Below are 23,121 nucleotides of genomic sequence, written 5' to 3'. Positions count from 1 at the left end.
CGTGGCCCAGCGGCCGGCAAAGCTGCGTGCGGACCAGTTGCTCGTCGACCGCGGGCTGGCGGAAAGCCGGACCCGTGCGCAGGCGCTCATCATGGCCGGGCTGGTGTTCGCCGGCGACCGCAAGGTGGACAAGCCCGGCCAGTCGATGACGGCAGACGCGCCACTGGATGTGCGCGGACGCGATCACCCCTGGGTGTCGCGCGGCGGGATCAAGCTGGCGCATGGCCTGGATCATTTCGGCTGGGACGTGACGGGGGCGGTGGCGATTGATGTGGGATCGTCCACCGGCGGCTTCACCGATGTGCTCCTGACGCGGGGCGCCGCGCGGGTCTATGCGGTGGACAGCGGCACCAACCAGCTCGCCTGGAAGCTGCGGCAGGACCCGCGGGTGATCGTGCACGAGCAGACCAGCGCCCGGCTGCTGACCGAGGCGCACGTGCCCGAGCCCGTCGACCTGATCGTCTGCGATGCAAGCTTCATCGCGCTGGCCAAGGTGCTGGAAGTGCCGCTCGGCCTCACCGGGCCGGACGCTCGCCTCATGGCGCTGGTGAAGCCGCAATTCGAGGCGGGGCGGCACGAGATCGGCAAGAACGGCGTGGTGCGCGACGACGCCGTGCGGGAGCGTGTCTGCGATGCGTTCGCCGACTGGGTCACCGCGCGCGGCTGGACGGTGGAGGGGATCGTCCCCAGCCCGATCACCGGCCCGGAAGGCAATGTGGAGTTTCTTCTTGCCGCACGCCGCGAATAGATCCGCATTTTACGCGGACGCTGGCGCAACTGCTTTGCGCTCGCTAGACGTGCCGCGACGCAGCACGAGATGAGGTTGGCGCCACGTGAGTGAAATCGCATCGCCCGGGCAGCTCCGACTGTCGTTCCTGCGCTGGGCGCTGATTACCGTGCCGTTGATCCTGTTGCTGGGCTTCGCCTCCGGCCGCGTGGTGCCCGCCGGCGACGAGAGCGGCTGGTACCGGGCGCTTGCCAAGCCGGCACTGAACCCGCCCGGCATCGTCTTTCCGATCGCCTGGTCGATCCTTTACGTGCTGATGGGCGTGGCGCTCGCCATCGTGCTCAATGCACGGGGCGCACGGGCCCGGAGCGTGGCGGTGGCGCTCTTTGCGGCGCAACTCGTCCTCAACCTGATCTGGACGCCTTTGTTCTTCGGCGCGCATCAGGTGACATGGGCGCTGTTGGACCTGATCGCGCTGATCGTTCTGGCGATCGCGACCACGATGGCCTTCGGTCGCGTGCGGCGGGTCGCGGCATGGCTGATGGTGCCGTATCTGGTATGGATCAGCTTCGCCGCCTGCCTGACCTTCGGCATCCGCCAGCTGAACCCCGATGCCGAGAACCTTGCGCCAACCAGCGCGAGCACCCAGATTCAGCTCTGATTTTCAGGGATTCACAAGCCATGCAGACCGAGAACAAGCTTTTCGACGATTTCGTGAAGGTCGTGAACGGCGCCGCCGGCACCTTTGCCGGCATGGGACGCGAGTTCGAGGCCCGTGCCCGCGAAAAGGGCCGCGAGTTCTTCGGCGGCACGGATTTCGTCAGCCGCGACGAGTTCGAGGCGGTGAAGGCCATGGCGGCCGCCGCCCGCGACGAGAACGACGCGCTGCGCGCCCGCATCGAGGCGCTCGAAGCGGCGGCACGGCCGGCGGCGGAGCCGGCCGCCTGAGCCGCTTGTCCACAGCTTTCCGCTTGCACGGGTTGCCCGCTCCCGGGGGCTGGGGCAGGATGCTGGGCGGGGCACGGCAGGCTGGGGAGGCATGATGCTCGACGAGCACGAATTCGGGCGCGAGGACGCGGCGCCGATCGACATGCTGGAAAGCTATTTCGCGGCGCATGGCTGGGAGCACGAGCGGCAGGACGAGGAGATCGTCGCGCGGTTCAAGGGCAGCTGGACGCAGTACGAACTGCGCGCGTTGTGGCGCGAGGATGACGGCGTTCTCCAGTTCCTGGCCTTTCCCGACATCCGCGTCACCGAGGAGCGCCGGGCGGCGATCTACGAGACGATCGGGCTGGTCAACGAACAGCTCTGGGTCGGTCATTTCGAGCTGTGGGCGTCCACCGGGGTCCTGCTCTACCGCCACGCCGCGCTGGTCGACGGGGAGGACGGCACGCTGTCGCTCGGCTCGGCGGAGCTGATCGTGGACAGTGCGATCGACGAATGCGAACGCTTCTACCCGGTGTTCCAGTTCGTGTTGTGGGGCGGCAAGAGCCCCAAGGAAGCGCTCGCCGCGGCGATGACCGAGACGCAGGGCGAGGCCTGATCCGTTGATCGACGTTTCGCTGCTGCTGGTGGGCGCCGGCAACATGGGTGGTGCCATGCTGCGCCACTGGCTGGCGAGCGGATTGCCGGCGGAGAGGATCACGGTGGTGAGCCCCAGCGGTCGGCCAGCGCCTGCGGGCGTCAAGGTCGTGCGCGAAGTGCCCGAGCCCGATGCCGGTCTCGATTACGATGTCGTCCTGCTCGCGCTCAAGCCGCAGCAGCTCGCTGCGGTGCGTGGCGGCGCTTTGTCGCGGCACCGGCCGAAGGTGCTGATGTCGGTGCTTGCGGGTGTCGACGAGGCGACACTTTCCGGACTGTGCGAGGCGGAGGCGGTGGTCCGCGCCATGCCGAACCTTCCCGTCGCCATCGGGCGCGGCGTCACGGCGCTTTACAGCTCAAGCCAGGATGCGACGGTGCGCGAGGTGGCGGAGGCGCTGTCCTCGCCCCTCGGGTTGGTCGAATGGATCGCCGAGGAGCGCCTGTTCGATGCGGTGACGGCGCTGTCGGGCTGCGGGCCGGGCTTCGTGTTCCGTTTCGTCGAGGCGCTGGCATCGGCGGGAGCGGCGCTCGGCTTGCCAAAGGATCAGGCGATGCGGCTGGCGCTGGCGACCGTCGACGGTTCCGCCCGCATGGCGATCGCCGCCGAGGAGCCACCGTCCGTTCTCGCCGATCGCGTGGCCAGCCCCGGCGGATCGACGCGCCAGGGCCTCAACGTGCTGGACCGGGACGACGCTCTGGTGGAGCTGATGAAGGCGACGCTTGCCGCCTCGGCGAAGCGCAACGCGGAGCTGGCGGCAGCAGCGCGCTGACAACCGGCGCAGGTTCCGGCTTTTGCCGGAATATCAGCCCGTGACCGGCAGCCTCACCTGACCGTCGTCCTCGCGCTCCAGCGGGGAATAGGCGACCACCGCATCGAGCGGCAGCGTGCCGTATAGGTGCGGGAAAAGCTGGTCGCCGCGCGACTCTTCCCAGCGCACCTTGTCCTCCAGCGCCTCGAGGTCCACGGCGGCGACCCACAGATCGGACTGGCCGGCGAAGTGCTTGTCCACCGTCCCCGTCAGCTGCTTGTGCGTCGACAGGTGGATGTACCCGTCCTCGCGGTCCACCGGCGCGCCGGCGAAATTGCCGGTTTCCAGTTCCGCCACCTGCTCGGCGGTGAGCACCTTGTAGGCGAGGGTAGGGTGTTCGCTCATTCGCCGTCCTCCGGGCCTGCAATGCTGTCGTCGGACGTGTCAGCGTCCGGCACCGGCGACAGTTCCATATCGGCCTGCGTGCGCAGGTCGGCCTCGGCCTCGCCCTCCGTTTCCTCGACGCGCGCGGCCGAAACGACATGCTCGTTCGCGGCGACGTTGAACAGCCGCACCCCCGCCGAGCCGCGGCCGATCACGCGCAGATCGCCGAGCGACATGCGGATCAGCTTGGCCTGGTCCGTCACCAGCATCAGCTGGTGACCGCGCGTTGCCGGGAAGCTCGCCACCACCGGGCCGTTGCGCCCGATATTGTCGATGTTGGTGATGCCCTGACCACCGCGCCCGGTGCGGCGATATTCATAGGCGGAGCTGAGCTTGCCATAGCCGTTAGCGCAAACGGTCAGGATGAACTGCTCGCGATCCTTCAGCTCCTCGAAACGGGCCGGGTCCAGATCGGGCTCGCCCTCCTTGTCCGCCTTCCACGGCGCGAAGCGCAGATAGGCCTCGCGCTCCTCCGAAGAGGTGCCGACCCGGTGGAGGATGGAAAGCGAGATCACCTCGTCCCCCGGCTTCAGCGTGATGCCGCGCACGCCGGTCGAATTGCGGCTCTGGAACTCGCGCACGTCGTCGCCGGCGAAGCGGATCGCGCGGCCCTGTCGCGTGGCGAGCAGGGCATCGTCCTCGGCCTCCAGCAGGGCAACGCCGATCAGCCGGTCGTCGGTGTCCTCACCCTCGAACTTCATCGCGATCTTGCCGGCGGTGGGAACGTTGGTGAACGCGTCCATCGAGTTGCGGCGCACGGAGCCCTTGGCGGTGGCGAACATGACGTGGAGCTTGCCCCACTCCGCCTCATCCTCCGGCAGGGGCAGCACGGTGGAGATCGTCTCCCCTTCGGCCAGCGGCAGGAGGTTCACCATCGGTCGCCCGCGTGTGGCGGGACCGCCTTCGGGCAGGCGCCACACCTTCATGCGGTACACCTTGCCGAGCGTGGAGAAGAACAGGACGGGCGTGTGCGTGGAGGTGACGAAGAGGTTCGTTATCGCATCCTCGTCCTTGGTCGCCATGCCGGCGCGGCCCTTGCCGCCCCGCGCCTGGGCACGGAAGCTGTCCAGCGTGGTACGCTTGATATAGCCCTGCACCGTGACGGTGACGACCATGTCCTCGCGCTCGATCAGGTCCTCGTCGTCGATCCCATCGGCGGCCGCGGCGATCTCCGTGCGGCGCGGGGTGGCGAACAGCTGGCGCACGTCGGCCAGCTCCTCGCGCATGACGGCGTAGAGCTTGGCGCGGTCGGCGAGGATGGCCAGCAGCTCGGTGATCGAATCCGCCAGCTCCTTCAGCTCGTCGCCGATCTCGTCGCGGCCAAGCGCGGTGAGGCGATGCAGGCGCAGGTCGAGGATCGCGCGGACCTGCGTTTCGGACAGGCGGTAGACGTCGCCGGAGATTTCGGTCTCGATCGCCTCGACCAGGCGGATATATTGCGCGATCTCGCCGATCGGCCACTCGCGCGCGAGCAGCGCGGCGCGCGCCTCGGCCGGCGAGGCGGAGCCGCGGATGATGCGCACCACCTCGTCGAGGTTGGTGACCGCAATGACCAGGCCGAGCAAGATGTGCGCGCGGTCGCGGGCCTTGGCCAGCTCGAACTTCGAGCGGCGGGTGATGACCTGCTCGCGGAAAGTCACGAACGCGGCGATGATGTCGCGCAGGTTCAGGAGCTCGGGCCGGCCGCCGCGGATCGCCAGCATGTTGGCGGCGAACGAGCCCTGTGCGGGGGTGTGGCGCCACAGCTGGTTCAGCACCACTTCGGGCGTCGCATCGCGCTTCAGGTCGATGACGATGCGCACGCCTTCGCGGTTGGATTCATCGCGAATGTCGCTGATGCCTTCGATCCGCTTGTCCTTGGCGGCCTCGGCGATCTTCTCCACCAGGGCGTTCTTGCCCTGTTGGTAGGGGATTTCCGTCAGCACGATCGAGCGGCGGTCGCCGCGGCCTTCCTCGATCTTGTGGCGCGAGCGCACGATGATGGAGCCACGGCCGCCCTCATAGGCCGAACGGGTGCCGGCGCGGCCCAGGATAATCGCCCCGGTCGGGAAATCCGGGCCGGGCACGATCGCCATCAGCTCCTCGGTGGTGATCGCGCCGTTGTCTAGATAGGCGAAGCACGCATCGATCACCTCGCCGAGATTGTGCGGCGGAATGTTGGTGGCCATGCCGACGGCGATGCCGCCCGCGCCGTTGACGAGCAGGTTGGGAAAGCGCGCCGGCAGCACCTGCGGCTCGCGCTCGGACCCGTCATAGTTGGGCTGGAAGTCGACCGTATCCTTGTCGAGATCCTCGATCAGGTAGTTGGTCGCGCGGGCAAGGCGCGCCTCGGTGTACCGCATGGCGGCGGGCGGATCGGGGTCCATCGAGCCGAAATTGCCCTGGCCGTCGATCAGCGGCAGGCGCATGGACCAATCCTGCGTCATGCGCGCCAGGGCGTCATAGATCGCGGTGTCGCCGTGCGGATGGTATTTACCGATCACGTCACCGACGATGCGGGCGGACTTGCGATACGGCCGGTTGTAGAAGAACCCGCTTTCCTGCGCGGAGAACAGGATGCGGCGGTGCACCGGCTTCAGGCCATCGCGAACGTCCGGCAGCGCGCGCGCCACGATGACGCTCATCGCATAGTCGAGATAGCTGGTCTTCATCTCCTCGACGATGGAGATGGGGGAAATGTCGGACGGGTCGGCGAGGATGGTCTCGTCGGTCAATGCTCACGCTTTCGGGAAATTGGGTTGTCGCCGTGGTGTAACGATCCGGTGACTACCTGCCAACCCCGCGTACGCCCGCGCGTGGGGGCGTGCACGCGTACGCGCGCGTGCGAAGGGGCTGGAGCTAGGGCACGATCTCTGCGCCGTCCCAGGCGAAGATCTTGCCGCTGTCGGGCGGGCGCAGGCCGTCCAGGACGTCCAGCAGCTGCACCGCCGCGCGGTCCGGCCGGAACAGGTCGCGGCCGCTCTGCTGGAAGGGTTTGGAGAGCGCGGTGTCGACGGTGCCGGGGTGCAGCGCCACGACGATCGAGCGGTCGTTGCGCCGGCGCTCCTCGATCGCCAGCGTGCGGATGATCTGGTTGAGCGCGGCCTTGGCAGCGCGATAGCCGTACCAGCCGCCGAGGCGGTTGTCCGAGATGCTGCCGACACGCGCGGTCAGCGCGGCGAACACGCCGCGCCCCGACTTGGGCAGGATCGGCAGGAAGTGTTTGGCCACCAGCGCCGGGCCGATCGCGTTGACCGCATATTGCCGGGCAAGCCATTCGGGGTCGAGGTCGCGAAAAGCCTTCTCGGGCCCGTGATCGCCTTCATGGAGCAGGCCGGTGGCGACCAGCACCAGATCGGCACCAGCCGCATGTGCGGCGGCGGCGGCGATGCTCGCCTCGTCGAGCAGGTCGAGGTGCTGCAGGCCCGGAAGGCTGCGGCCGAAGCGCAGCACGGTGGCGCCTTCCTCCGCCAGCGCCTCTGCCAGCGCGGCGCCGATCCCGCCGGTGGCCCCGATGATCGCGGCGCGGGTGCTCATGCCTCGGCCCGCCGGAAGGACCAGCGGTTGTTCTCGCTGGCCTCGCGATCGAAGCGGTAACCGTCGGCGTCGAAGCCGCGCATGTCGTCGGTTGCGGCGATCCGGTGTTCGCACATCCAGCGCGCCATGGTGCCACGCGCCTTCTTGGCATGGAAGCTGACGAAGCGGCCGTCCGCTTCGTGGAACTCGACGTCGATCACCCGCACGTCCTGCGGCAGGCGGTCGCGCGCGACCTGCCAATATTCCTGGCTGGCGAGGTTCAGGACCGCGCCGGAGCCCTCCTCTGCCACATCGCCCGCGATCGCGTCGGCCACCCGGTCGCCCCAGAACTCGTACAGGCTCTTGCGCCGGGGTGCCCAGCGCACGCCCATCTCCAGCCGGTAGGGCCGGATGGCATCGAGCGGGCGCAGCAGCCCGTAAAGCCCGGACAGGATGCGGACGTGGCCTTGCGCGAACTCGATCGCTTCGGCAGGCGCGCTGGCGACGTCGAAGCCGGTGTAAACGTCCCCGGCAAAGGCGAACAGCGCGGGACGCTCGACCGCCTCGGCAAAGCCGGCGAAGCGATCCGCGTTCAGCTTGGCGAGCTTGGGCGAGATGTGCATCAGCTCGGCCAGCTTCTTCTGCGACAGGTTGGCGGCGGCGCGCGCCAGCCGATCCGCCTCGTTCGCAAAGCGCGGGGCGGTGGCGGCCAGCGGCGGCAGGGGCGTTTCATAGTCCAGCGTCTTCGCCGGCGAGAGGAGCGCGATCATGCGCTGCCGGTAGAGCGCCGCCGCCCTGCGTTCAATCGGCGTTCAGCGGCCCGGCAACAAAGGCTTTCCCGATCCGGTCCGTCGCTTGAACCGCCCGGTCCTGCGGTCTAGATGCCGCCCGGTACGATTGAACGGCCCCTGCCGCACAGATTGCCGCAAAAGGAGAGTTTCCATGAAGACCTTTCCCCGTTTCGCGCTCGCCGCAGCGCTGCTCGCCGGGGCGAGCGGCCTGGCGCTGACCCCGGCGCTGGCCAAGGACAAGAAGAAGGAAGAGCAGACCGGCCCGCAAAAGCCCTCCGTCAGCAATGCCGACGCGCTGAAGCAGATCCAGGCCGCGCAGACCGCGATCGGTGCCAAGGATTACGCCACCGCCACCACCGCGCTGACCGCCGCCGATGCAGCCGCCAAGACGGATGGTGATCGCTATTTCATCACCGCGCTGCGCCTGCAGATGACGGCGGGCCAGCTGGCGCCCAACGATCCCACCGCCGATGCCAAGCTTGCCCCGCTGCTGGACCAGCTGCTCGCCAATCCGGTGACGCCGCAGGAGGATCTCGGCCGCTACACTTATTCGCGCGGCAACATGTACTACAACGCCAAGCAGTTCCCGCAGGCGCTGGCCGCGTTCCAGAAGGCGCAGCAGCTCGGCTATCAGAACGAGAACCTCGCGCTGCAGATCGTCCGCGCCAAGACCGAGGGCGGTGACGTCGCGGGCGGGCTTGCCGACCTCGAAAAGTCGATCCTGGCGGAAAAGGCTGCCGGGCGCCCGGTGAGCGAGGACCAGTATCGCTTTGCCATCTCCCGCTACTACAAGCTGGGCGACAATGCCGGCACGCAGCGCGTGACCGCCATGTGGCTGCACGATTTCGGCACGCCCAAGAACTGGCGCGACGCGATCTACACCTTCGGCTTCCAGGGCGCCGGCGCCAAGCGCATCGACTCGCGCCAGCGCGTCGACCTGTTCCGCCTGATGCGGGCCACCAACTCGCTCGTCGGTGCCGATTACCTGGAATATGCGCAGCTCACCTATGACACCGGCCTGGCGCGCGAGTCCGTCTCGGTGATGGACGAGGGCGTGAAGAACGGGAAGATCCCGGCCGCGGGCGGCAAGCCGACCGGTTCGGCCGCGCAGCTCCTGGGCCTGGCACGCCAGCAGCTCGGCACCGAAGGCACCGCCGAGGCGCAGGAGGCCAAGGCCAAGCGCACCGGCACCGGCCGCGCGCTGGCCGACGTGGGCGACTTCTACCTGGGCAACAACAACTGGGCCAAGGCGGCCGAGCTGTACCGCGCGGCGCTTGCCGCTCCCAAGCCGGGCACGCCGGCGATGAACGCGGACGAGGTGAACACCCATCTCGGCATCGCGCTTGCCAATGCCGGCGACAAGACGGGCGCCAAGCAGGCGTTCTCGTCGATCAAGACGGCGCCGCGCACGGAGATCGCGCAGCTCTGGACCGTGTGGCTGGACGCGCCCGCCAACGGCGCGGCTGCCCCCGTGGCTGCCAACTGAGGCGGCTCCACCGACGGGACGGGAAGGGCGGCAGCGATGCCGCCCTTTCTTTTTGACCGCAGCTTCCGCCACGGCGTGGGGCCGCGCGGAGGCGGCTAGTCGAGAACGGGAATGCCCGGCTGGTTCTTCGCGGCGCGGATCGTCAGCGACGTCTTCACGCTGGCGACGTTGGGGGCGGGCGTGAGATGCGTGGTGAGGATGTCCTGAAAGCTCTTCAGGTCACCGGCGACGATCTTGAGGATGAAGTCGATCTCTCCGTTCAGCATGTAGCATTCGCGGATCTCGGGAATGTCCGCCACATGCGCCTCGAAGGCGGCGAGATCGTGCTCCGCCTGGCTGCGCAGCGACACCATCGCGAAAACGGTGATCGGAAAGCCCAGCGTCGCGGGATCGAGCTCGGCATGGTAGCCGCGGATCGCCCCCGCTTCCTCCAGCGCGCGAACCCGCCGCAGGCAGGGCGGGGCGGTCAGCCCTACTCGTTCGGCCAGGTCGACATTGGTCATTCGGCCGTCTTCCTGAAGCAAACGCAGGATGTTGCGGTCGATGGAGTCGAAGGTCATTGCACGCATACTCCCCCGCAGCCTCGCTTTCGAATGGGCTGCCTTTATGCTAGATAATAAAATTGCGGCGGAACGCAATTGTCCCACAATGCGACGTGCCGAAAAGAGCTGATTCTCACCCCCGCCGGGGCGAGTTAATGATCTCTTACGACGACGGCCGCCGCGTCGCATGAAGGACAACGTTTTGCGTTTCGACGACAGCCTCGACACCGTTCTCGCGCAGGATACCAGCACGCCGGTGGGCGCGCAGATCGCGTGGCGGCAGCTCGTCGATCTGGTCGGCCGCGGGCGGGTTTCCGCGCCGGAAGCGGCAATCGCGCGGCTGCGCACGCTGCGGGACAAGGTGCCGGCCGCCGTTCGCTCCGCAAGCGCCCGTGCGGTCGCCGCGGGAGCGCCGCAAGGGGCGATCGTCGGCTTCTTCGCGGAGGACGATGCCGCCGTCGCCGCGCCCGTGCTGCGAACGGGAAGGCTGGCCGACAAGGACTGGATCGCGCTTCTGCCCGGCCTTGCGCCGGGCAGCCGCGCGGTGCTGCGCCACCGCCGCGATCTGGGCGCGGCCGTGCGCCGCTCGCTGGAAAGCTTCGGGCCGGTCGATTTCGTGCTGCCCGCCGGGGAGGGCGCGGGGTTCGGTGCAGACGCGCAGGAGCTCGGCGACCCGGAGGAGGCGCCTGCACCGGCGGTGCCTGAGCCCGTGCCCGATGTTCCGCAGGAGCGCTCGCCCGAACCTGCGCTGCCCCCCGCGCCCTCCGCGCCGCAGTCGCCCGGCTCCTTTGTCGCCTTCGGCCATGTCGCGCGGGAGTTGCCGGTGGTGGCCGAAGCGCTGCGCCATGCCGGTTCGGCCGACCGGGAGCAGCCCGGCGGCACCTTCCGCATTTCGGATCTGGTCGCGCGGATCGATGCCTATCGGCGCCGGCGCGAGGAGGGCGGCGAGGCGCCCGAGCCGGTGGCGGCACAGGCGCAGCCGGCAGCGGCAGCGGAGAGCTTCCGTTTCGAGACGGACCAGGCGGGCACCATCCGCTGGGTGGACATCGCCGCGCGGGCGGCGCTTGTCGGCCTTTCCCTCGATCTGGCCGCGCCTGCCGGCCTGGGGCGGGTGGATGCCAGCGCGGGCGGTGCTTTTCGCGGACGCCAGCCGTTCAGCGGCGCGCGGCTGGAGATTTCCGGGCGGTCGCCCGTGGCGGGAAGCTGGCGCCTTTCCGCGGTTCCCGTGTTCGCGCAGGAAAGCGGCCGGTTCACCGGCTATCGCGGGGTTGCCCGCCGCCCCCGTCGCGAGGAGAGCGCCGCCTCTCCCGGTCCGGCACCCGATGCCTTGCGGCAGCTGGTTCACGAATTGCGCACGCCCACCAACGCGATATCCGGGTTTGCCGAGATGATCGAGGTGGAGATGCTCGGCCCCGTGCCGCCCCCGTATCGCGAACAGGCGCAGACGATCCGGCGCCATGCGGGCGATCTTCTCGCGGCGATCGAGGACGTCGACCTTGCCGCGCGGCTGCGCAGCCGCCGGCTGGAACTGCGCGCCGGCACGGTGCCGCTGACCGCACTGCTCACGCGGGTGGCGGAGGATCTTGCGCCCTTGGCGAGCCTGCGCGGCGCCACCCTGGTGCTGCCGACGGAACAGTCGCTGGCGCTCGCGGCGGACGAGGGGGCGGCAGAACGGCTGGCGGCACGGTTGATGGCGACGCTGATGGCGGCATGTGCGCGCGGTGAGGCGCTGATCGTGTCGGCCGAGCCCGCGGGCGAGCATGTCGCGCTGGCCTTCTCCCGGCCGGCGGCGCTCGCCGGCCTGTCGGAGCAGGCGCTGCTCACCGCGGACGAGGATGCGCCCGCACAGGCTGGCGCGCCTCTGCTGGGCACCGGCTTCGCGTTGCGGCTGGTGCGCAACCTCTCGGTCGAGCTCGGCGGCGCGCTGGACATTGCCGAGGATCGCTTGACTTTGCGGCTGCCAGCCGCCGTTATCGACAAGGTGGCACGGGCAAGCGCGAACTGACCGGGTGAAGGGGCGGGTGCCAGCGGCCGCCGGCTACGCCATGCCCGCCCCTCTTGCGGGCGAGCGGGCGGAATGGTCCGCCGAGTTCGGTCGCCGCTTCACGGTTTTCGTCGATACCGAGGAAGAATTCGACTGGCGCGCGCCGCTTTCGCGCGGCAACCGGCAGGTCACGGCGATGCGCGCGATCCCGGCGGCGCATGCCCGTTTCGCCGAGTGGGCCGTGCCGCTGACCTACATGGCGGACCATCCCGCGGTCGCGGAGCCTGCCGGGGCGGACATCCTGCGCGGCGTGCTGGCGGACGGCCGGTCGGCCATCGGGGCTCAGCTCCACGCCTGGGTGACGCCGCCGTTCGCGGAGACGCTGACGCCTGCGAACAGCTTTGCCGGCAACCTTCCCGAGGGGCTGGAAGCGGCCAAGCTGGACGCGCTGACAAGCGCGATCACCGAGGCGACCGGTGCCGCCCCGATCGCGTTCCGCGCCGGGCGCTACGGCCTGGGGCGCAACAGCCTGCGGCTGCTGGCGGAGCGCGGCTACCGCCTCGATAGCTCGGTTCGCGCATACTACGACTATGGCGGGGAGGGCGGTCCGGATTTCCGGTCGATCGGCAACGCCGCCTTCTGGCGCGACGGCATCCTCGAGCTGCCGTTCACGACATTGTTCACCGGGCGTGCGCGAGTTGGCGGCACCCGGCTGTTCGACCAACTCGGCCGGGTACCGCGGGGGCGAGGCATCGCCGCGCGGCTCGGCCTGCTGTCGCGCGTTTCCCTCACCCCGGAGGACATGCCGCTGTCCGATGTGCTGGAAGCCATTGCGGTGGCGGACGGCGAAGGGCTGCGCATGCTCAACTTCGCGTTCCACTCGCCCAGCCTGGCGCCGGGCCATACGCCCTACGTCCGCGATGCCGGCGATCTCCGCCTGTTCTGGCGATGGTGGGACGAGGTGCTCGCCGCGCTGGACCGCCGGTCGATCCGCCCGGCCAGCCTCCACGACGTCCTGGCGGCGGCAACGCCGTCCGTCGGTGGTGGGCCCGGCACCCACTTAACTGAGGCCTAAAAGCCGCAGAAAACCGTGGCCGTTCGCGTTGTGTTCTCTTACGGTACCCCCGTGGATACCCCCACGTGTGAGTCGATAGGAAGAACGAACGGCCATGCCGCTGACCGCCGCTGAAGTCCGCAACGCGAAGCCGGGCGACCAGCCCTACAAACTGGCCGACGGTGGCGGGCTCTATCTATTCGTCGCCAGGAGTGGCGCGCGGTCGTGGCGCCTCAAGTACCGCTTCGGCGGCAAGGAGAAGCTGCTGACCTTCGGGCTCTATCCGGAAGTGAGCCTTGCCGAGGCGCGCGACCGGCGCGACGAAGCGCGCACTGTGCTCCGCCAGGACAAGGATCCGGCGATCGAGCGAGCGCTTGCCCGCCGCAAGGCGGTAACGGCAGCCGCGAACACGTTCGAGGCGGTGGCGCGGGAATGGCACGCCGCCGAGCGCCCGCGCTGGTCGCCTGGGCAGGCGCAGCTGGTCCTACACGTTCCTGCTGGCGCCGAGCTCGGCCCTGTATGGCTTTTCGACCGCCACGCCGACGCTGGTGGCCAACAGCTGGAGCGCGCAGTGATGCTTGGGCGGCTGATCCTCGCCGCCGCCGCGCTGTGGAGCGCGGTGCTGCCGTGCGCCGCTTCGGCGCAGGCGATCGTCACCCGGCCGGCGGTGCTGCGTGCGAACCCGCCCGGCCTGCGGGTTTTTGCCGCGATTGCGGCGCTCCCAGACATTGCGCCGGTACAAAACTGGCGTTTCCGCCCCTATGGCCTGAGACCGAGCAGAAGGTTCGCGCCTTCATGACCGGCTACCAAGCGCAACCGGAAAGGATTGCCGCGTGATGCCGCGTTCAGCCCGCGCCGGTTGCCGGCGGCGGCTCAATGACGCCGGCCGCGCATCGCTCCCACACCCGCAAGGTGTAGGTCTCCATGCTTTCGCCCTCTTCGGGGGAGCCTCCGTATTCAGCGGCCATGATGTGGTCGAACAGCTTCTGAGCCGCCGCCATTTCGGTTGTGGTGAGCGCCCGATGGGGCATGGCCTGATTCCTTCTGCTGTCGTCGCCGCCAACCAGAAGTCCGCTGCCGCCGTGTCCACGCCGAAATACAGGCGGAGCACGCTCGACTTGCGCGAGGGGCTGAGCATGCCCGTGACCTGCACCTGGCCATCTGACCCGGTCTGCTCGATCGTGAGCTGGGCATAACCCTCTTCGCCGTTGGCGGACCGCAGAAGGAAATTGATCGTGTTGGTGTGGCCATCGACCTCGGTCGAAACCTGCTCCAATGAAGAGGCTTCGGCCTTGCCGGCGTCGAGGTCGGCAATGGCCTGATCCTGCCGTCCCACGGCTGCGCTCACGGCGGTTAGACCGGACACGGGATCGTTGACGCTTGCCTCCAGCAATTCGAGGCGCTCGCTGGTCGCACGGGCCAGCTCGGCCCGTGCCTCCTCCTCCAGGATCAGCCGGGCGCGTGTGGCAGCAAGGCCGGTCGTGGCGTCATTGAAAACCGCCTCGCCGGCCGAGATCCGCTGCACCAGCGATTGCGTCGTGTCCGCGAGCACCTTGGTCAGATCGCTGGTCGCCGCCTCGGCCCGGCCCATGCGAGCAAGCAGCGCCTGCCTCGCGATGGCGGATGCCGCCTCGTTCGCAACGAGGGTGGTGGTAAACTCCGTCTGAATTTGCACCAACTGCGCCGCGCGCGCGCGATCCGCCTGATCGCCAGCAAGCAGCGAACGGAGCAGCGCCTCATCAGCGTCATCCTGCCGGCCGATCTGCTGCCGGATTGTCGTCTGCACGCCCGCAATCCCGCCCTTGGCATCGATCGAGGCCTGCTCCAGAGTGGCGATGGCCGCGCCCTGGTCACGCGTCGTCACGACAAGGCCGTCGATCCGATCCGCGCTCACCTTGTCGCCGGCGATCCGAAGCGCCGTCTCCTGCACGCTGCGCGCATCGAGCAGGCCGATCTGGACACCGAGCTGAGTGCGGGCGATTGCCTCAGCTGCCTCGCCGCTCAGGATGCGAGTATAAAGTTCCTGGCGGATCAGCGCCGTCTCCACCTGCACGGTGAGCCCTACGCGCCCCGCCGCCGCGGCGCTGATGCTGGTGGGCGTGCTAGCCGTCAGCGCCGTGCGCATCGAGGTGACAACGCCTTGCCCAGGCAGCAACCGCCCGCCGCTGTCGGTGCGCAGCGCCCGCAGGATGGTGCCGTCCGTGCCGCCGATCTGCTGGGCGCTCACCGGTGCGACCGCGCCAGGCGCCGCGACAGTCGGCGTGCCGCCCGATGGTGCGGTGTAGACCGGGATGGCAGAGGTGCCCAGCCCGCCGCCGCCAAGGTTGAACGTCGGGGTGGCGGCGAATGCCGGCAGCGTGCCGGTGATGGCAAAGCCGGTGTTGGCAATCGAGCCGATGACGGCAGTCCCGGCGGGGAGTGGCGGCAGGCTGTTGACGTTGACCACCTGGCGACCACTTGGGTCGCTCAGACCGCGGCGGACCGCGGCACCGTCATAGAAGCCCTGCATGGAGACGTTCGCCGGAGCGGTCGTGCTGCCGCTTGCCCCGGTGGAACTCGGATCGCCAGCGGCACCGCTTTCGCCGCCGTTGCTGGGCGAACACGGCACCCAGATGGAGCCCCCATCCGTGGAGCAATAGGTCGCCTGCCCGGGCAGAAAGCCGGCGGGCGCCTTAGCGGGCGTGCCGGGCGCGATCTGCGCTGTGGCAGGCATAGAGAGACAGGCGAGCGCCGTCGCGCCCGCCCAACGAAGCAGGATCTTCATGCTGGTCCTTTCGAGAGAGAGAGAGAGAGAGCGCGGCTCAGGCCGCCGGCTTGTCCTTTTTCAGCGCGTCGAGCGCCGGCTTGATCGCTGCGATGATGACCGGGGCAGCAGCGGCGAGCTGAAGCGCGGCGGCCACAATGGTGCGCAGGTTGAGCTTGATCTTCGGCATGGGTCTTCTCCTCAGGTGAGCAGGGTGCGGGCAGCGATCAGGCGCGCTTTGCGATCGGCTAGGCCATTGAGGCCGCCGTTGATGGCGCGGGTGAGCCCCTCCACGTCGTCGCGATCGGCGAACGAGTTGAGGTTGTGGGCGGACCAGTACGCGCAGGAGGCCATCAGACCGATGCTCGGCACGCTCGCCAGATCAGGGCGGCGCTCAAGATCAATGCCGATCGCGCGGCCATAGGTGCGATAGTTCGCTCGGCCGGTCACCTGGATCGGGCCACGCCCCTTGAACCGGACGCCGTCGCCGGCCTGCGTGTTGCCGAGATCCTTGCGACCCTCGTACCCGCGCTGGGCGGCCGTCGGGCCCCAGATTTCCTCCATGTAGCGGAAGCCACCGCTCTCGTGTCCGAACTGGGCGAGCCCGTGCGCGAGCCGCTGGCTCGTGTCGAGCAGCCCTACGCGAGGAAAATGGATAGCGGCGGAGAGGCCGAGTCCAGGCGCTGGTCGCCGAACAGTTTGACGCCGCCCGCGGCGTGCCGATGCTCCACCCCTACTCGCTCGCGGTGCAGCGACCTTGGTATGTCAGCGGCGATGGCATCCACGAGACGGCACTCGGGTTTAATGTGCTGCGCCGGGAGATCGTGCGTACGATCATCGGGCGGATTATCAACGGGGCGTACCCTGCAAAGCCGTTTGAGGCGCTGCTAGTCGAAAAGGCAGAGGCGACCGCTTATTTCGGAGACAAGCAGGCGGCGCTTAACGCGCTGTCCGCTTTGCCGGACACTTCCTATCGCACGGTAATGCTAGCGCGGGTGAATGCGGTTGCGGCACCAATAGACCAAGTGCAGATCGCCTTGGGATCGACTGCCAGCCGGACAACGCCGAACTGGAATGTCGTACCCACCGCAGCCACGGCAGGCTCCAGCCTGTCGAGCCTCACCCGCGTCGACGGGGCGGTTGCAGTCGGCGTGTCGGTGCTGGTGACGGGCGCGGGCACCAGCGTATCGGCAAGTGGCGGTACGGATACCGGATACGACTCCGGACCTGTGCCCGACGATATCTCCGTCCAGAGCGTGCGAGCGGATACCGGCGTTACCTGGTCGATCGAGATTACCGTGCCCGGTTCCGGCTATACCGTGGAGGCCCTGAGCAATCAGGTTGGCACCTTTGCCACCCGCACAGCTGCGATCAGCGTCAACGGCTCCACCAGGACGCGCAATCCCAGCGACAATTTGGTGGTGGACACCTGGACCGGCATTGCCCCGATCGGGGGCAAGATCACCGTCACGCTGACAACCGCAGCCGGCAGCAGTCGGTCCTACCTGTCAATGATCCGCCTCACGAGGACGCAATGATCCGACTGTTTTGCGCAAGCCTAGCCATTGCACTGGCGGCGCCTGCCGCGGCGCAGCTGGCTGTGGTGCCCTCGCCGGTGGATACGTCCGCGATCCAAAGCCAGATCGCCGCAGCCGTTATCAAGGCAGAGCAGGCCGCCGCGGCGGCCGCCCAAGTGCAGGCGGCGGTGCCGCAGCCGGCTACCACGGTCGGCTCGGCCGAGATGGTGGGGGGCCAGGTCGGTACTGCCACAACCTATAAGCGCGGCGATTGGGTGCCGGCGCGGATCAGCCGGACGGGCAGCTGCGTGCTGGCGGCCAGCAACGCCTGCATGGCCGCCTGGACCAGCGCCTTTGCCGTTGGCACTGCACCGGTGATGCTCGGCGATCCGGTGGCGATCAACACGGCAGCGTTGCAGCCGATCGATTGCGACATCACCGGCGCGCCGACGGCGACCGGCGTGCCGGTCAAATGCTGGATTGCTCAAAGCTCCGCGTTGACGCTGACTGCGCTGACTGCGGGCAAGATCGATGTGCTGCCGTTTGGGGCGGCCAGCCTAGCGGGCACGACAGTAACGGTGTCGGCGATCCCACCTTCGCAGTAGAGGGCGAGCGCGAACGCTCGCCCTTTAGCCGGCGGCTTTGCTACGCGCGATCGCCTACCCGCGCAGTCGGCGGTGCAAGCGCTGCCAGTCGGCCTCCGTACGCGGAAACGGATCGGCGGGCGTTGGCGGCTCGGGTGAGGCGCGCAGGTTACCACCAGTCCTACCACAGGCGCCGCATCGCAGGCGGGCTCGCAGCGCCTCCAGCTGGGTATTCCAGCACCGAAGAAGCAGATAGCGATGCACTCGGTGCGCATCGAGTGCGTGCACTCGCCCGCAGCCGCAGGTGATCTTGAGATTGGCCTTGTGTTTGATAAGATCGGAGAGATTGTCGAGCCGAGTGTTAGCGGACATGCATCGAATCGCCTGCTGAGTTCAAGCGGAACAGAGCAGGAACGCGCTCGCGTTGCCAGCTGCAGAATCGCCGCAGGCCTATCCCGCAAGCAGCGCCCACACGCCACGCGCGCCGGACCAGAGCATCCCAACAGCCTGCCAGGCGACCAGCCCCGCCAAGGCCACCGCCTCGATCAAGACCAGCGCTCGGCGTTGCATCAGTTCGTCGGCCGCGCCCGCGCTGCGAGCAGCTGATCGAAGCGCTCCGCGATCTCGCGCCAGCGCTGCACACCGCCTTCGTCGCCGGCCAGCGCCCAACGCGCCGATGCGCTCGGCGATGAACGCAGGGGCGGCGTCGCCGTGGCTTTTCTCCACAAGCACCGCTTCTGCCCAGCGCTCCCGATCCGCGTTCATCCGTTCAGCTTGCCTCAGCCTTCCCCTGGCGTCCACGGGTCGCGGGCGCCGAGCAAGCGCTCGTCCACCTGCAGGTGCTTGGCCAGCAGCAGGCGATCGTCCGGATCCAGCCATTTGGGCGATCCTCGCTGAACATACTGCTGCATGTAGGCCGCGCTCCTGCCGAGCAGGGCGGAGAGGGACGTGAGCGTAATGCCCCGTTCGGCGGCGATCGCGCCCAAGTTCTTCCGCGCCATGTCCGCGGTGATCACCAGGCGAGCGCGGGGCGGGGCGGTCATGCTGGGATCGTAGCGGCCGCACCGCCGCGAGCAAGGCGCTGACGCCTGCGAACTCGATACCCCCACTTTCCCGCCCAATACCCCCGCCGCTACCCCCAGGTGATCCGCGAATGTCAGCAGGCTCGTGAGAACGTCTGAGAAACATCCGCACAGAGGGGATTGCATCGCAGGAGAGCCGGTGAGAACATATGGGAAAGTATGAGAACTTCGCGTGGTGGGCCCGGCAGGACTTGAACCCGCAACCTAGCCGTTATGAGCGGCCAGCTCTAACCAATTGAGCTACAGGCCCACACGCCGCATGCACGCACGAAATAGCACAGCTATGCTCGCGCCGTGCAAGGCTCGGCCAGCGCAGCACCGCTGCAACTGACGGCGCGGCTTTGCCGCGACGGGCGTGGGAAAGCAAGGCTTCGGTCGGGGCGCCGCGGCGAAGCCGCGCGGTCGGTCGGCGCTTGAGCGCCGCCGGCCGGTCCCGCCTCAAGCTCGCCGATGGCTCCGCCATCGTCTTGCCGGCGGAACGTGGTCGGGGAGACAGGATTCGAACCTGCGACATCCTGCTCCCAAAGCAGGCGCGCTACCAGACTGCGCCACTCCCCGACGCGTGGCATGGCCTTAAGCGGCCGTTTGCGCGGGCGCAAGCATGCGCTGCGGCGCTGAACCCGACGAAAAAGGGCGCCCCCGAACGGGAGCGCCCTTTCGTAGCAGATGCTGTCCGGACGCAAGGCCCGGGACAGGCATTACTGCATGTTGTCGGCCTTGGCGTCGGCAGCGTCACGGACGTTGTCGGCAGCGGCGTTGAGGTTGTCGGCCGTCGCATCGGCGTTCGCCTGCATCGCGTCGGTGCCGTTCGAGGCGGCGTCCTCGATGTTGTCGGCAGCCATTTCGAGGTTGTCGGCGACCATGTCGGCGTTGTTCTCGACGGCGGCGGCTTCCGGCGACTTCGAGCAGGCGGCCACGGACATCAGGCCGGCGGCGGCGAGAACAAAGGCGATCTTCTTCATGCGGTTGCTCCCAAGCAAAACCATAAACGCGTCCAGCCTGATTGCCGTCGCGAGCGTGCGGTCATAGCGGACGCGTAACGTGCGTCAATTCCCATTCATTCGCCGGCAAGGTCGCGGAACAACGGTTCGTCTCATCGCTCCGGATCAACCCTTCGGCGTTACCGGTCCGATCTCCTCCGGCGCATCGGCGACAACGGCGAGCATGGCGGTCCATGCCGCGACGTTCTGGCGAAGCTGAACGGGATCGATGAGGGCGAGCGTGTCCTCGGGCGTATGGTGATAGTCGAAATAGCGCGTGCCGTCCTGGTTGAGGTCGATCGCGGCGACCCCGGTGCGCAGCACGGGGCCGACATCGGTGCCGTCGCCGCCCACGCCCGTGCCGCGCACGATCCCCAGCGGGGCAAGGGCGACCGCGAGGCGATCCGCGACCGCCCTGGCGCTGTCCGGCAGGTTGGTCTCGAAGCGCCACACGCGATCGGCGCCGAAGTCGCTCTCGCCGGCCGTCGCGTGGCGTTCGTTCGCATGCGCCCTGGCATAGGCCGCGCCGCCGATCCCGCCCATCTCCTCGTCGCCGAACCATACCACGCGGATCGTGCGGCGGTGCCGGCCGGCTTCCATCAGATACTTGGCGGCCGCCGTGGTGATGCCGATGCCCGAGGCGTCGTCGATCGCGCCGGTGCCGAGATCCCAGCTGTCGAGATGGCCGCCGATCAGCACGATACCGGCATTCGGATCGGTGCCGGGCACCTCGGCGATCACGTTCCCGCTCTCGCGCGTGCCGATCTGGCGCGGGGTGAGCGTGAGATGGAGGGTGACCGGCTTGCCGCGCTTCACCATCCGCTCCAGGTTCTCGGCGTCGGCGACGGAGAGCGCGGCCGCCGGGATCGGCGTCACGCCGGGCGCGAAGTTGGTGGAGCCGGTATGCGGCCCGCGTCCGTGATCGGTGCCGATCGAGCGGATGACGATGGCCGCCGCGCCCTTGGTCGCCGCGACGTTCGGGCCGGCGAAGCGGGCAATGCCCTGGCTGCCATAGCTCGATCCGTCCTGCGTGGGCTGCATGGAGTTGGAGACAAAGGCGATCTTGCCGGCAAGGCTGCCCGGGGCGGCGTTCAGCAGGTCGTTGAAGGTTTCGAAGAAGACGACCGGCGCGGTGAGCCCGGCGGGCGGCGTCGCGCCGGCATTGCCGAGCGCGGCGAGGCGCAACTTCTGTGGAAAGGGCGAAACCACTTCCGCCAGCTCCACGCCGCGCTCCCATACCGGCAGGGTGTAGGTTTCGACCCGCACGTTCCTGAAGCCCAGCGCCTTCAGCCGCGCCACTCCCCAGGCACGGGCGCGGGCCTGCGGGTCGGAGCCTTCGGGACGCGGGCCGATCTCGGTGGTGAGGCCTTCCACGATGTCATACGCGATGTGATCGTCCAGCGCCTTGTCGCGCAGCTTGCCGACCGCGGGATCGACCTTCACCGGCGCGGGCGCCGTCCGCTGCCCAAGCGCGGGGCCGCCCAGCAGCGTCGTGGTGGCGAGGGCAAGTGCGATCCGCTTCATGGAAGAACCCCTTTTCGTTTCGCAACCGGCTTAGGCAGCGGCGGGGGCGGCGACAAGCGGGGCCGTGCGATTGCCTTCGCCGCGGCTCCCCATTACATCGCTGGCAACTTCCCGCATCTCAAAAGACGGAGCCCTGCCAGACATGGCCGCCCAATACGCCTTTGTCATGAAGGACATGACCAAGACCTTCCCCGGCGCCCCCAAGCCGGTGCTGAACAACATCAACCTGCAATTCTACCAGGGCGCCAAGATCGGCATCGTCGGCCCCAACGGCGCCGGCAAATCCACGCTGATGAAGATCATGGCCGGCGTGGACAAGGATTTCGCCGGCGAGGCATGGCCGGGCGAGAACATCACTGTCGGCTATCTGGAGCAGGAGCCCGAGCTCGATCCGACCAAGTCGGTGCTGGAGAACGTCAAGGACGGCGCGCGCGAGACGGCGGACATGGTGGATCGCTTCAACGCGATCTCGGCCGAGATGGGCGATCTAAAGGACGACACCGATTTCGACGCGCTGATGGAGGAGATGGGCGACCTTCAGGCGAAGATCGACGCGGTGGACGGCTGGACGCTCGACAACCAGCTGGAGATCGCGATGGAGGCACTGCGCTGCCCGCCGTCCGACTGGCCGGTGACCAGCCTGTCGGGCGGTGAAAAGCGCCGCGTCGCGCTAACCCGCCTCCTGATCCAGAAGCCCGGCATCCTGCTGCTGGACGAACCGACTAACCACCTCGACGCCGAAAGCGTCACCTGGCTGGAAAACCACCTCAAGGAATATGCCGGCGCGGTGCTGATGATCACCCACGACCGCTATTTCCTCGACAACGTGGTTGAATGGATCCTCGAGATCGATCGCGGCAAGTATTTCCCGTATGAGGGCAATTACTCGACCTATCTCGAGAAGAAGGCCAAGCGCCTCGAGCAGGAGGATCGCGAGGAATCCGGCCGCCAGAAGGCGATCAAGGACGAGCTGGAATGGATCCGGCAGGGACCCAAGGGGCGCCAGACCAAGTCCAAGGCGCGTATCGCCAAGTTCGACCAGCTGGTCGCCAGCCAGGAGAACCGCACCCCCGGCAAGGCGCAGATCGTCATCCAGGTGCCCGAGCGCCTGGGCGGCAAGGTGATCGAGGTGGAGAACGTCTCCAAGGCTTACGGCGACAAGCTGCTCTTCGAGGACCTGTCCTTCACGCTGCCCGCCGGCGGCATCGTCGGCGTGATCGGGCCGAACGGCGCGGGCAAGTCGACATTGTTCAAGCTGATCACCGGGCAGGAAACGCCGGATACCGGCAAGATCGACATGGGCTCCACCGTGCGGCTGGGCTATGTCGACCAGAGCCGCGATCACCTCGACCCCTCGAAGAACGTGTGGGAGGAAATCTCCGACGGGCTCGATTACATGAAGGTCAACGGGCACGATCAGTCGACCCGGGCCTATGTCGGCGCGTTCAACTTCAAGGGCCAGGACCAGCAGAAAAACGTCGGCAAGCTGTCGGGCGGCGAGCGCAACCGCGTGAACATCGCCAAGATGCTGAAGCGCGGCGGGAACGTGCTGCTGCTCGACGAGCCGACCAACGACCTCGACGTGGAAACGCTGGGCGCGCTGGAAGAGGCGATCGAGAACTTCGCCGGCTGCGCCGTGGTCATCAGCCACGATCGCTTCTTCCTCGACCGTTTGGCGACGCACATCCTCGCTTTCGAGGGCAACAGCCATGTCGAATGGTTCGAGGGCAATTTCGAGGCCTATGAGGAGGACAAGCGCCGCCGTCTGGGCGATGCTGCCGACCGTCCCACCGCCCTGGCGTATAAGAAGCTGACGCGCTGACGCGCTACGGCAAGAA

General features: G+C 68.2%; 24 protein-coding genes and 2 tRNA genes. 12 read left to right on the top strand and 14 right to left on the bottom strand.

Annotated features, from left to right (window positions below):
* Window position 1 precedes the first annotated feature (1 nt).
* The 5 genes from DVW87_RS02195 (at window position 2) to proC (ending at window position 3,078) form a co-directional block, all read left to right on the top strand.
* Window positions 2–748 (top strand): TlyA family RNA methyltransferase, encoded by a 747-nt coding sequence (locus DVW87_RS02195; protein ID WP_114686125.1) that lies wholly within the window; start codon window positions 2–4, stop codon window positions 746–748.
* A gap of 85 nt (window positions 749–833) precedes the next feature.
* On the top strand, window positions 834–1,388 hold the full coding sequence (locus DVW87_RS02190; protein WP_181814681.1) for a TspO/MBR family protein: 555 nt from the start codon (window positions 834–836) through the stop codon (window positions 1,386–1,388).
* A 20-nt stretch (window positions 1,389–1,408) separates the two neighbouring features.
* Complete coding sequence (locus DVW87_RS02185) at window positions 1,409–1,675, top strand: accessory factor UbiK family protein (protein ID WP_114686124.1); 267 nt, start codon at window positions 1,409–1,411, stop codon at window positions 1,673–1,675.
* 91 nt (window positions 1,676–1,766) lie between these two features.
* Window positions 1,767–2,270, top strand: a complete 504-nt coding sequence (locus DVW87_RS02180; protein WP_114686123.1) for a type III secretion system chaperone family protein — start codon at window positions 1,767–1,769, stop codon at window positions 2,268–2,270.
* A gap of 4 nt (window positions 2,271–2,274) precedes the next feature.
* Window positions 2,275–3,078, top strand: a complete 804-nt coding sequence (gene proC / locus DVW87_RS02175) for a pyrroline-5-carboxylate reductase (RefSeq protein ID WP_114686122.1) — start codon at window positions 2,275–2,277, stop codon at window positions 3,076–3,078.
* 33 nt (window positions 3,079–3,111) lie between these two features.
* Here the strand turns inward: proC and DVW87_RS02170 are convergent, their stop codons facing one another.
* The 4 genes from DVW87_RS02170 to yaaA form a co-directional block, all read right to left on the bottom strand.
* Window positions 3,112–3,462: a DUF952 domain-containing protein gene (locus tag DVW87_RS02170; protein WP_114686121.1), complete on the bottom strand. Its 351-nt coding sequence runs from the start codon at window positions 3,460–3,462 to the stop codon at window positions 3,112–3,114.
* On the bottom strand, window positions 3,459–6,215 hold the full coding sequence (gyrA, locus tag DVW87_RS02165) for a DNA gyrase subunit A (RefSeq protein WP_114686120.1): 2,757 nt from the start codon (window positions 6,213–6,215) through the stop codon (window positions 3,459–3,461). Before gyrA ends, DVW87_RS02170 begins: the two co-directional genes overlap by 4 nt.
* A gap of 124 nt (window positions 6,216–6,339) precedes the next feature.
* On the bottom strand, window positions 6,340–7,017 hold the full coding sequence (locus tag DVW87_RS02160) for an SDR family NAD(P)-dependent oxidoreductase (RefSeq protein WP_114686119.1): 678 nt from the start codon (window positions 7,015–7,017) through the stop codon (window positions 6,340–6,342).
* Window positions 7,014–7,766: a peroxide stress protein YaaA gene (gene yaaA, locus DVW87_RS02155; RefSeq protein ID WP_114686118.1), complete on the bottom strand. Its 753-nt coding sequence runs from the start codon at window positions 7,764–7,766 to the stop codon at window positions 7,014–7,016. Before yaaA ends, DVW87_RS02160 begins: the two co-directional genes overlap by 4 nt.
* Before the next feature lie 172 nt (window positions 7,767–7,938).
* Between yaaA and DVW87_RS02150 the strand changes: the two genes are divergently transcribed.
* A complete protein-coding gene (locus tag DVW87_RS02150; protein ID WP_114686117.1) occupies window positions 7,939–9,273 on the top strand; it encodes a tetratricopeptide repeat protein in 1,335 nt (444 codons plus the stop codon).
* A 95-nt stretch (window positions 9,274–9,368) separates the two neighbouring features.
* On the opposite strand, the gene DVW87_RS02145 is transcribed toward DVW87_RS02150, so the two are convergent.
* Window positions 9,369–9,833, bottom strand: coding sequence for an Lrp/AsnC family transcriptional regulator (locus DVW87_RS02145; RefSeq protein WP_114686116.1), 465 nt, complete (start codon window positions 9,831–9,833; stop codon window positions 9,369–9,371).
* Window positions 9,834–10,002: 169 nt separating this feature from the next.
* On the opposite strand from DVW87_RS02145, the gene DVW87_RS02140 reads away from it, so the two are divergent.
* The 3 genes from DVW87_RS02140 to DVW87_RS02130 all read left to right on the top strand — a co-directional run bounded on the left by DVW87_RS02140 (window position 10,003) and on the right by DVW87_RS02130 (window position 13,652).
* Entirely contained in the window at window positions 10,003–11,820 is a 1,818-nt protein-coding gene (locus DVW87_RS02140; protein WP_239017718.1) for a sensor histidine kinase, read from the top strand.
* Window positions 11,821–11,860: 40 nt separating this feature from the next.
* Window positions 11,861–12,874, top strand: a complete 1,014-nt coding sequence (locus DVW87_RS02135) for a polysaccharide deacetylase family protein (protein WP_114687008.1) — start codon at window positions 11,861–11,863, stop codon at window positions 12,872–12,874.
* A gap of 94 nt (window positions 12,875–12,968) precedes the next feature.
* Complete coding sequence (locus DVW87_RS02130) at window positions 12,969–13,652, top strand: tyrosine-type recombinase/integrase (RefSeq protein ID WP_114686115.1); 684 nt, start codon at window positions 12,969–12,971, stop codon at window positions 13,650–13,652.
* Here DVW87_RS02130 and DVW87_RS02125 read toward each other — a convergent pair.
* Genes DVW87_RS02125 through DVW87_RS02120 form a run of 3 tightly spaced genes read right to left on the bottom strand, consistent with a single transcriptional unit; the run spans window position 13,647 to window position 16,160 of the window.
* Window positions 13,647–15,617 carry a coiled-coil domain-containing protein gene (locus DVW87_RS02125; RefSeq protein WP_147276182.1) on the bottom strand — a complete coding sequence of 657 codons (1,971 nt, stop codon included), beginning with the start codon at window positions 15,615–15,617 and terminating at the stop codon, window positions 13,647–13,649. The two genes, DVW87_RS02130 and DVW87_RS02125, sit on opposite strands and share 6 nt — an antisense overlap.
* A 37-nt stretch (window positions 15,618–15,654) precedes the next feature.
* On the bottom strand, window positions 15,655–15,786 hold the full coding sequence (locus DVW87_RS18455) for a hypothetical protein (RefSeq protein WP_275402067.1): 132 nt from the start codon (window positions 15,784–15,786) through the stop codon (window positions 15,655–15,657).
* Between the two features lie 11 nt (window positions 15,787–15,797).
* Entirely contained in the window at window positions 15,798–16,160 is a 363-nt protein-coding gene (locus tag DVW87_RS02120) for a glycoside hydrolase family 19 protein (RefSeq protein ID WP_239017717.1), read from the bottom strand.
* 158 nt (window positions 16,161–16,318) lie between these two features.
* Here DVW87_RS02120 and DVW87_RS02115 point away from each other — a divergent pair, with 158 nt between their 5' ends.
* Entirely contained in the window at window positions 16,319–17,134 is an 816-nt protein-coding gene (locus tag DVW87_RS02115; protein WP_114686112.1) for a hypothetical protein, read from the top strand.
* A complete protein-coding gene (locus DVW87_RS02110) occupies window positions 17,131–17,718 on the top strand; it encodes a hypothetical protein (RefSeq protein WP_147276181.1) in 588 nt (195 codons plus the stop codon). The genes DVW87_RS02115 and DVW87_RS02110 overlap by 4 nt, the downstream gene beginning before the upstream one ends.
* A 429-nt stretch (window positions 17,719–18,147) precedes the next feature.
* On the opposite strand, the gene DVW87_RS18660 is transcribed toward DVW87_RS02110, so the two are convergent.
* The 6 genes from DVW87_RS18660 to DVW87_RS02085 all read right to left on the bottom strand — a co-directional run bounded on the left by DVW87_RS18660 (window position 18,148) and on the right by DVW87_RS02085 (window position 21,283).
* Entirely contained in the window at window positions 18,148–18,462 is a 315-nt protein-coding gene (locus DVW87_RS18660; protein ID WP_147276180.1) for a DUF6961 family protein, read from the bottom strand.
* A gap of 14 nt (window positions 18,463–18,476) precedes the next feature.
* Window positions 18,477–18,740 (bottom strand): hypothetical protein, encoded by a 264-nt coding sequence (locus DVW87_RS02105; protein ID WP_114686110.1) that lies wholly within the window; start codon window positions 18,738–18,740, stop codon window positions 18,477–18,479.
* Between the two features lie 212 nt (window positions 18,741–18,952).
* Window positions 18,953–19,029 (bottom strand) — tRNA-Ile (locus DVW87_RS02100).
* Window positions 19,030–19,260: 231 nt separating this feature from the next.
* Window positions 19,261–19,337, bottom strand: a tRNA-Pro gene (locus DVW87_RS02095).
* A gap of 140 nt (window positions 19,338–19,477) precedes the next feature.
* The gene (locus tag DVW87_RS02090; protein WP_114686109.1) at window positions 19,478–19,741 is read right to left on the bottom strand and encodes a hypothetical protein; all 264 of its coding nucleotides are present in this window, start codon (window positions 19,739–19,741) and stop codon (window positions 19,478–19,480) included.
* 144 nt (window positions 19,742–19,885) lie between these two features.
* Window positions 19,886–21,283, bottom strand: coding sequence for a M28 family peptidase (locus tag DVW87_RS02085; RefSeq protein ID WP_114686108.1), 1,398 nt, complete (start codon window positions 21,281–21,283; stop codon window positions 19,886–19,888).
* 142 nt (window positions 21,284–21,425) lie between these two features.
* Here DVW87_RS02085 and ettA point away from each other — a divergent pair, with 142 nt between their 5' ends.
* A complete protein-coding gene (gene ettA / locus DVW87_RS02080; protein WP_114686107.1) occupies window positions 21,426–23,105 on the top strand; it encodes an energy-dependent translational throttle protein EttA in 1,680 nt (559 codons plus the stop codon).
* Window positions 23,106–23,121: the final 16 nt, after the last annotated feature.

It is taken from the genome of Sphingomonas aracearum (assembly GCF_003345355.1).
GTDB classification, from domain to species: Bacteria; Pseudomonadota; Alphaproteobacteria; order Sphingomonadales; family Sphingomonadaceae; genus Sphingomonas; species Sphingomonas aracearum.
The sequence above is the reverse complement of the archived record's forward strand: the minus strand, read 5'-3'. Positions and strand labels throughout refer to the sequence as shown.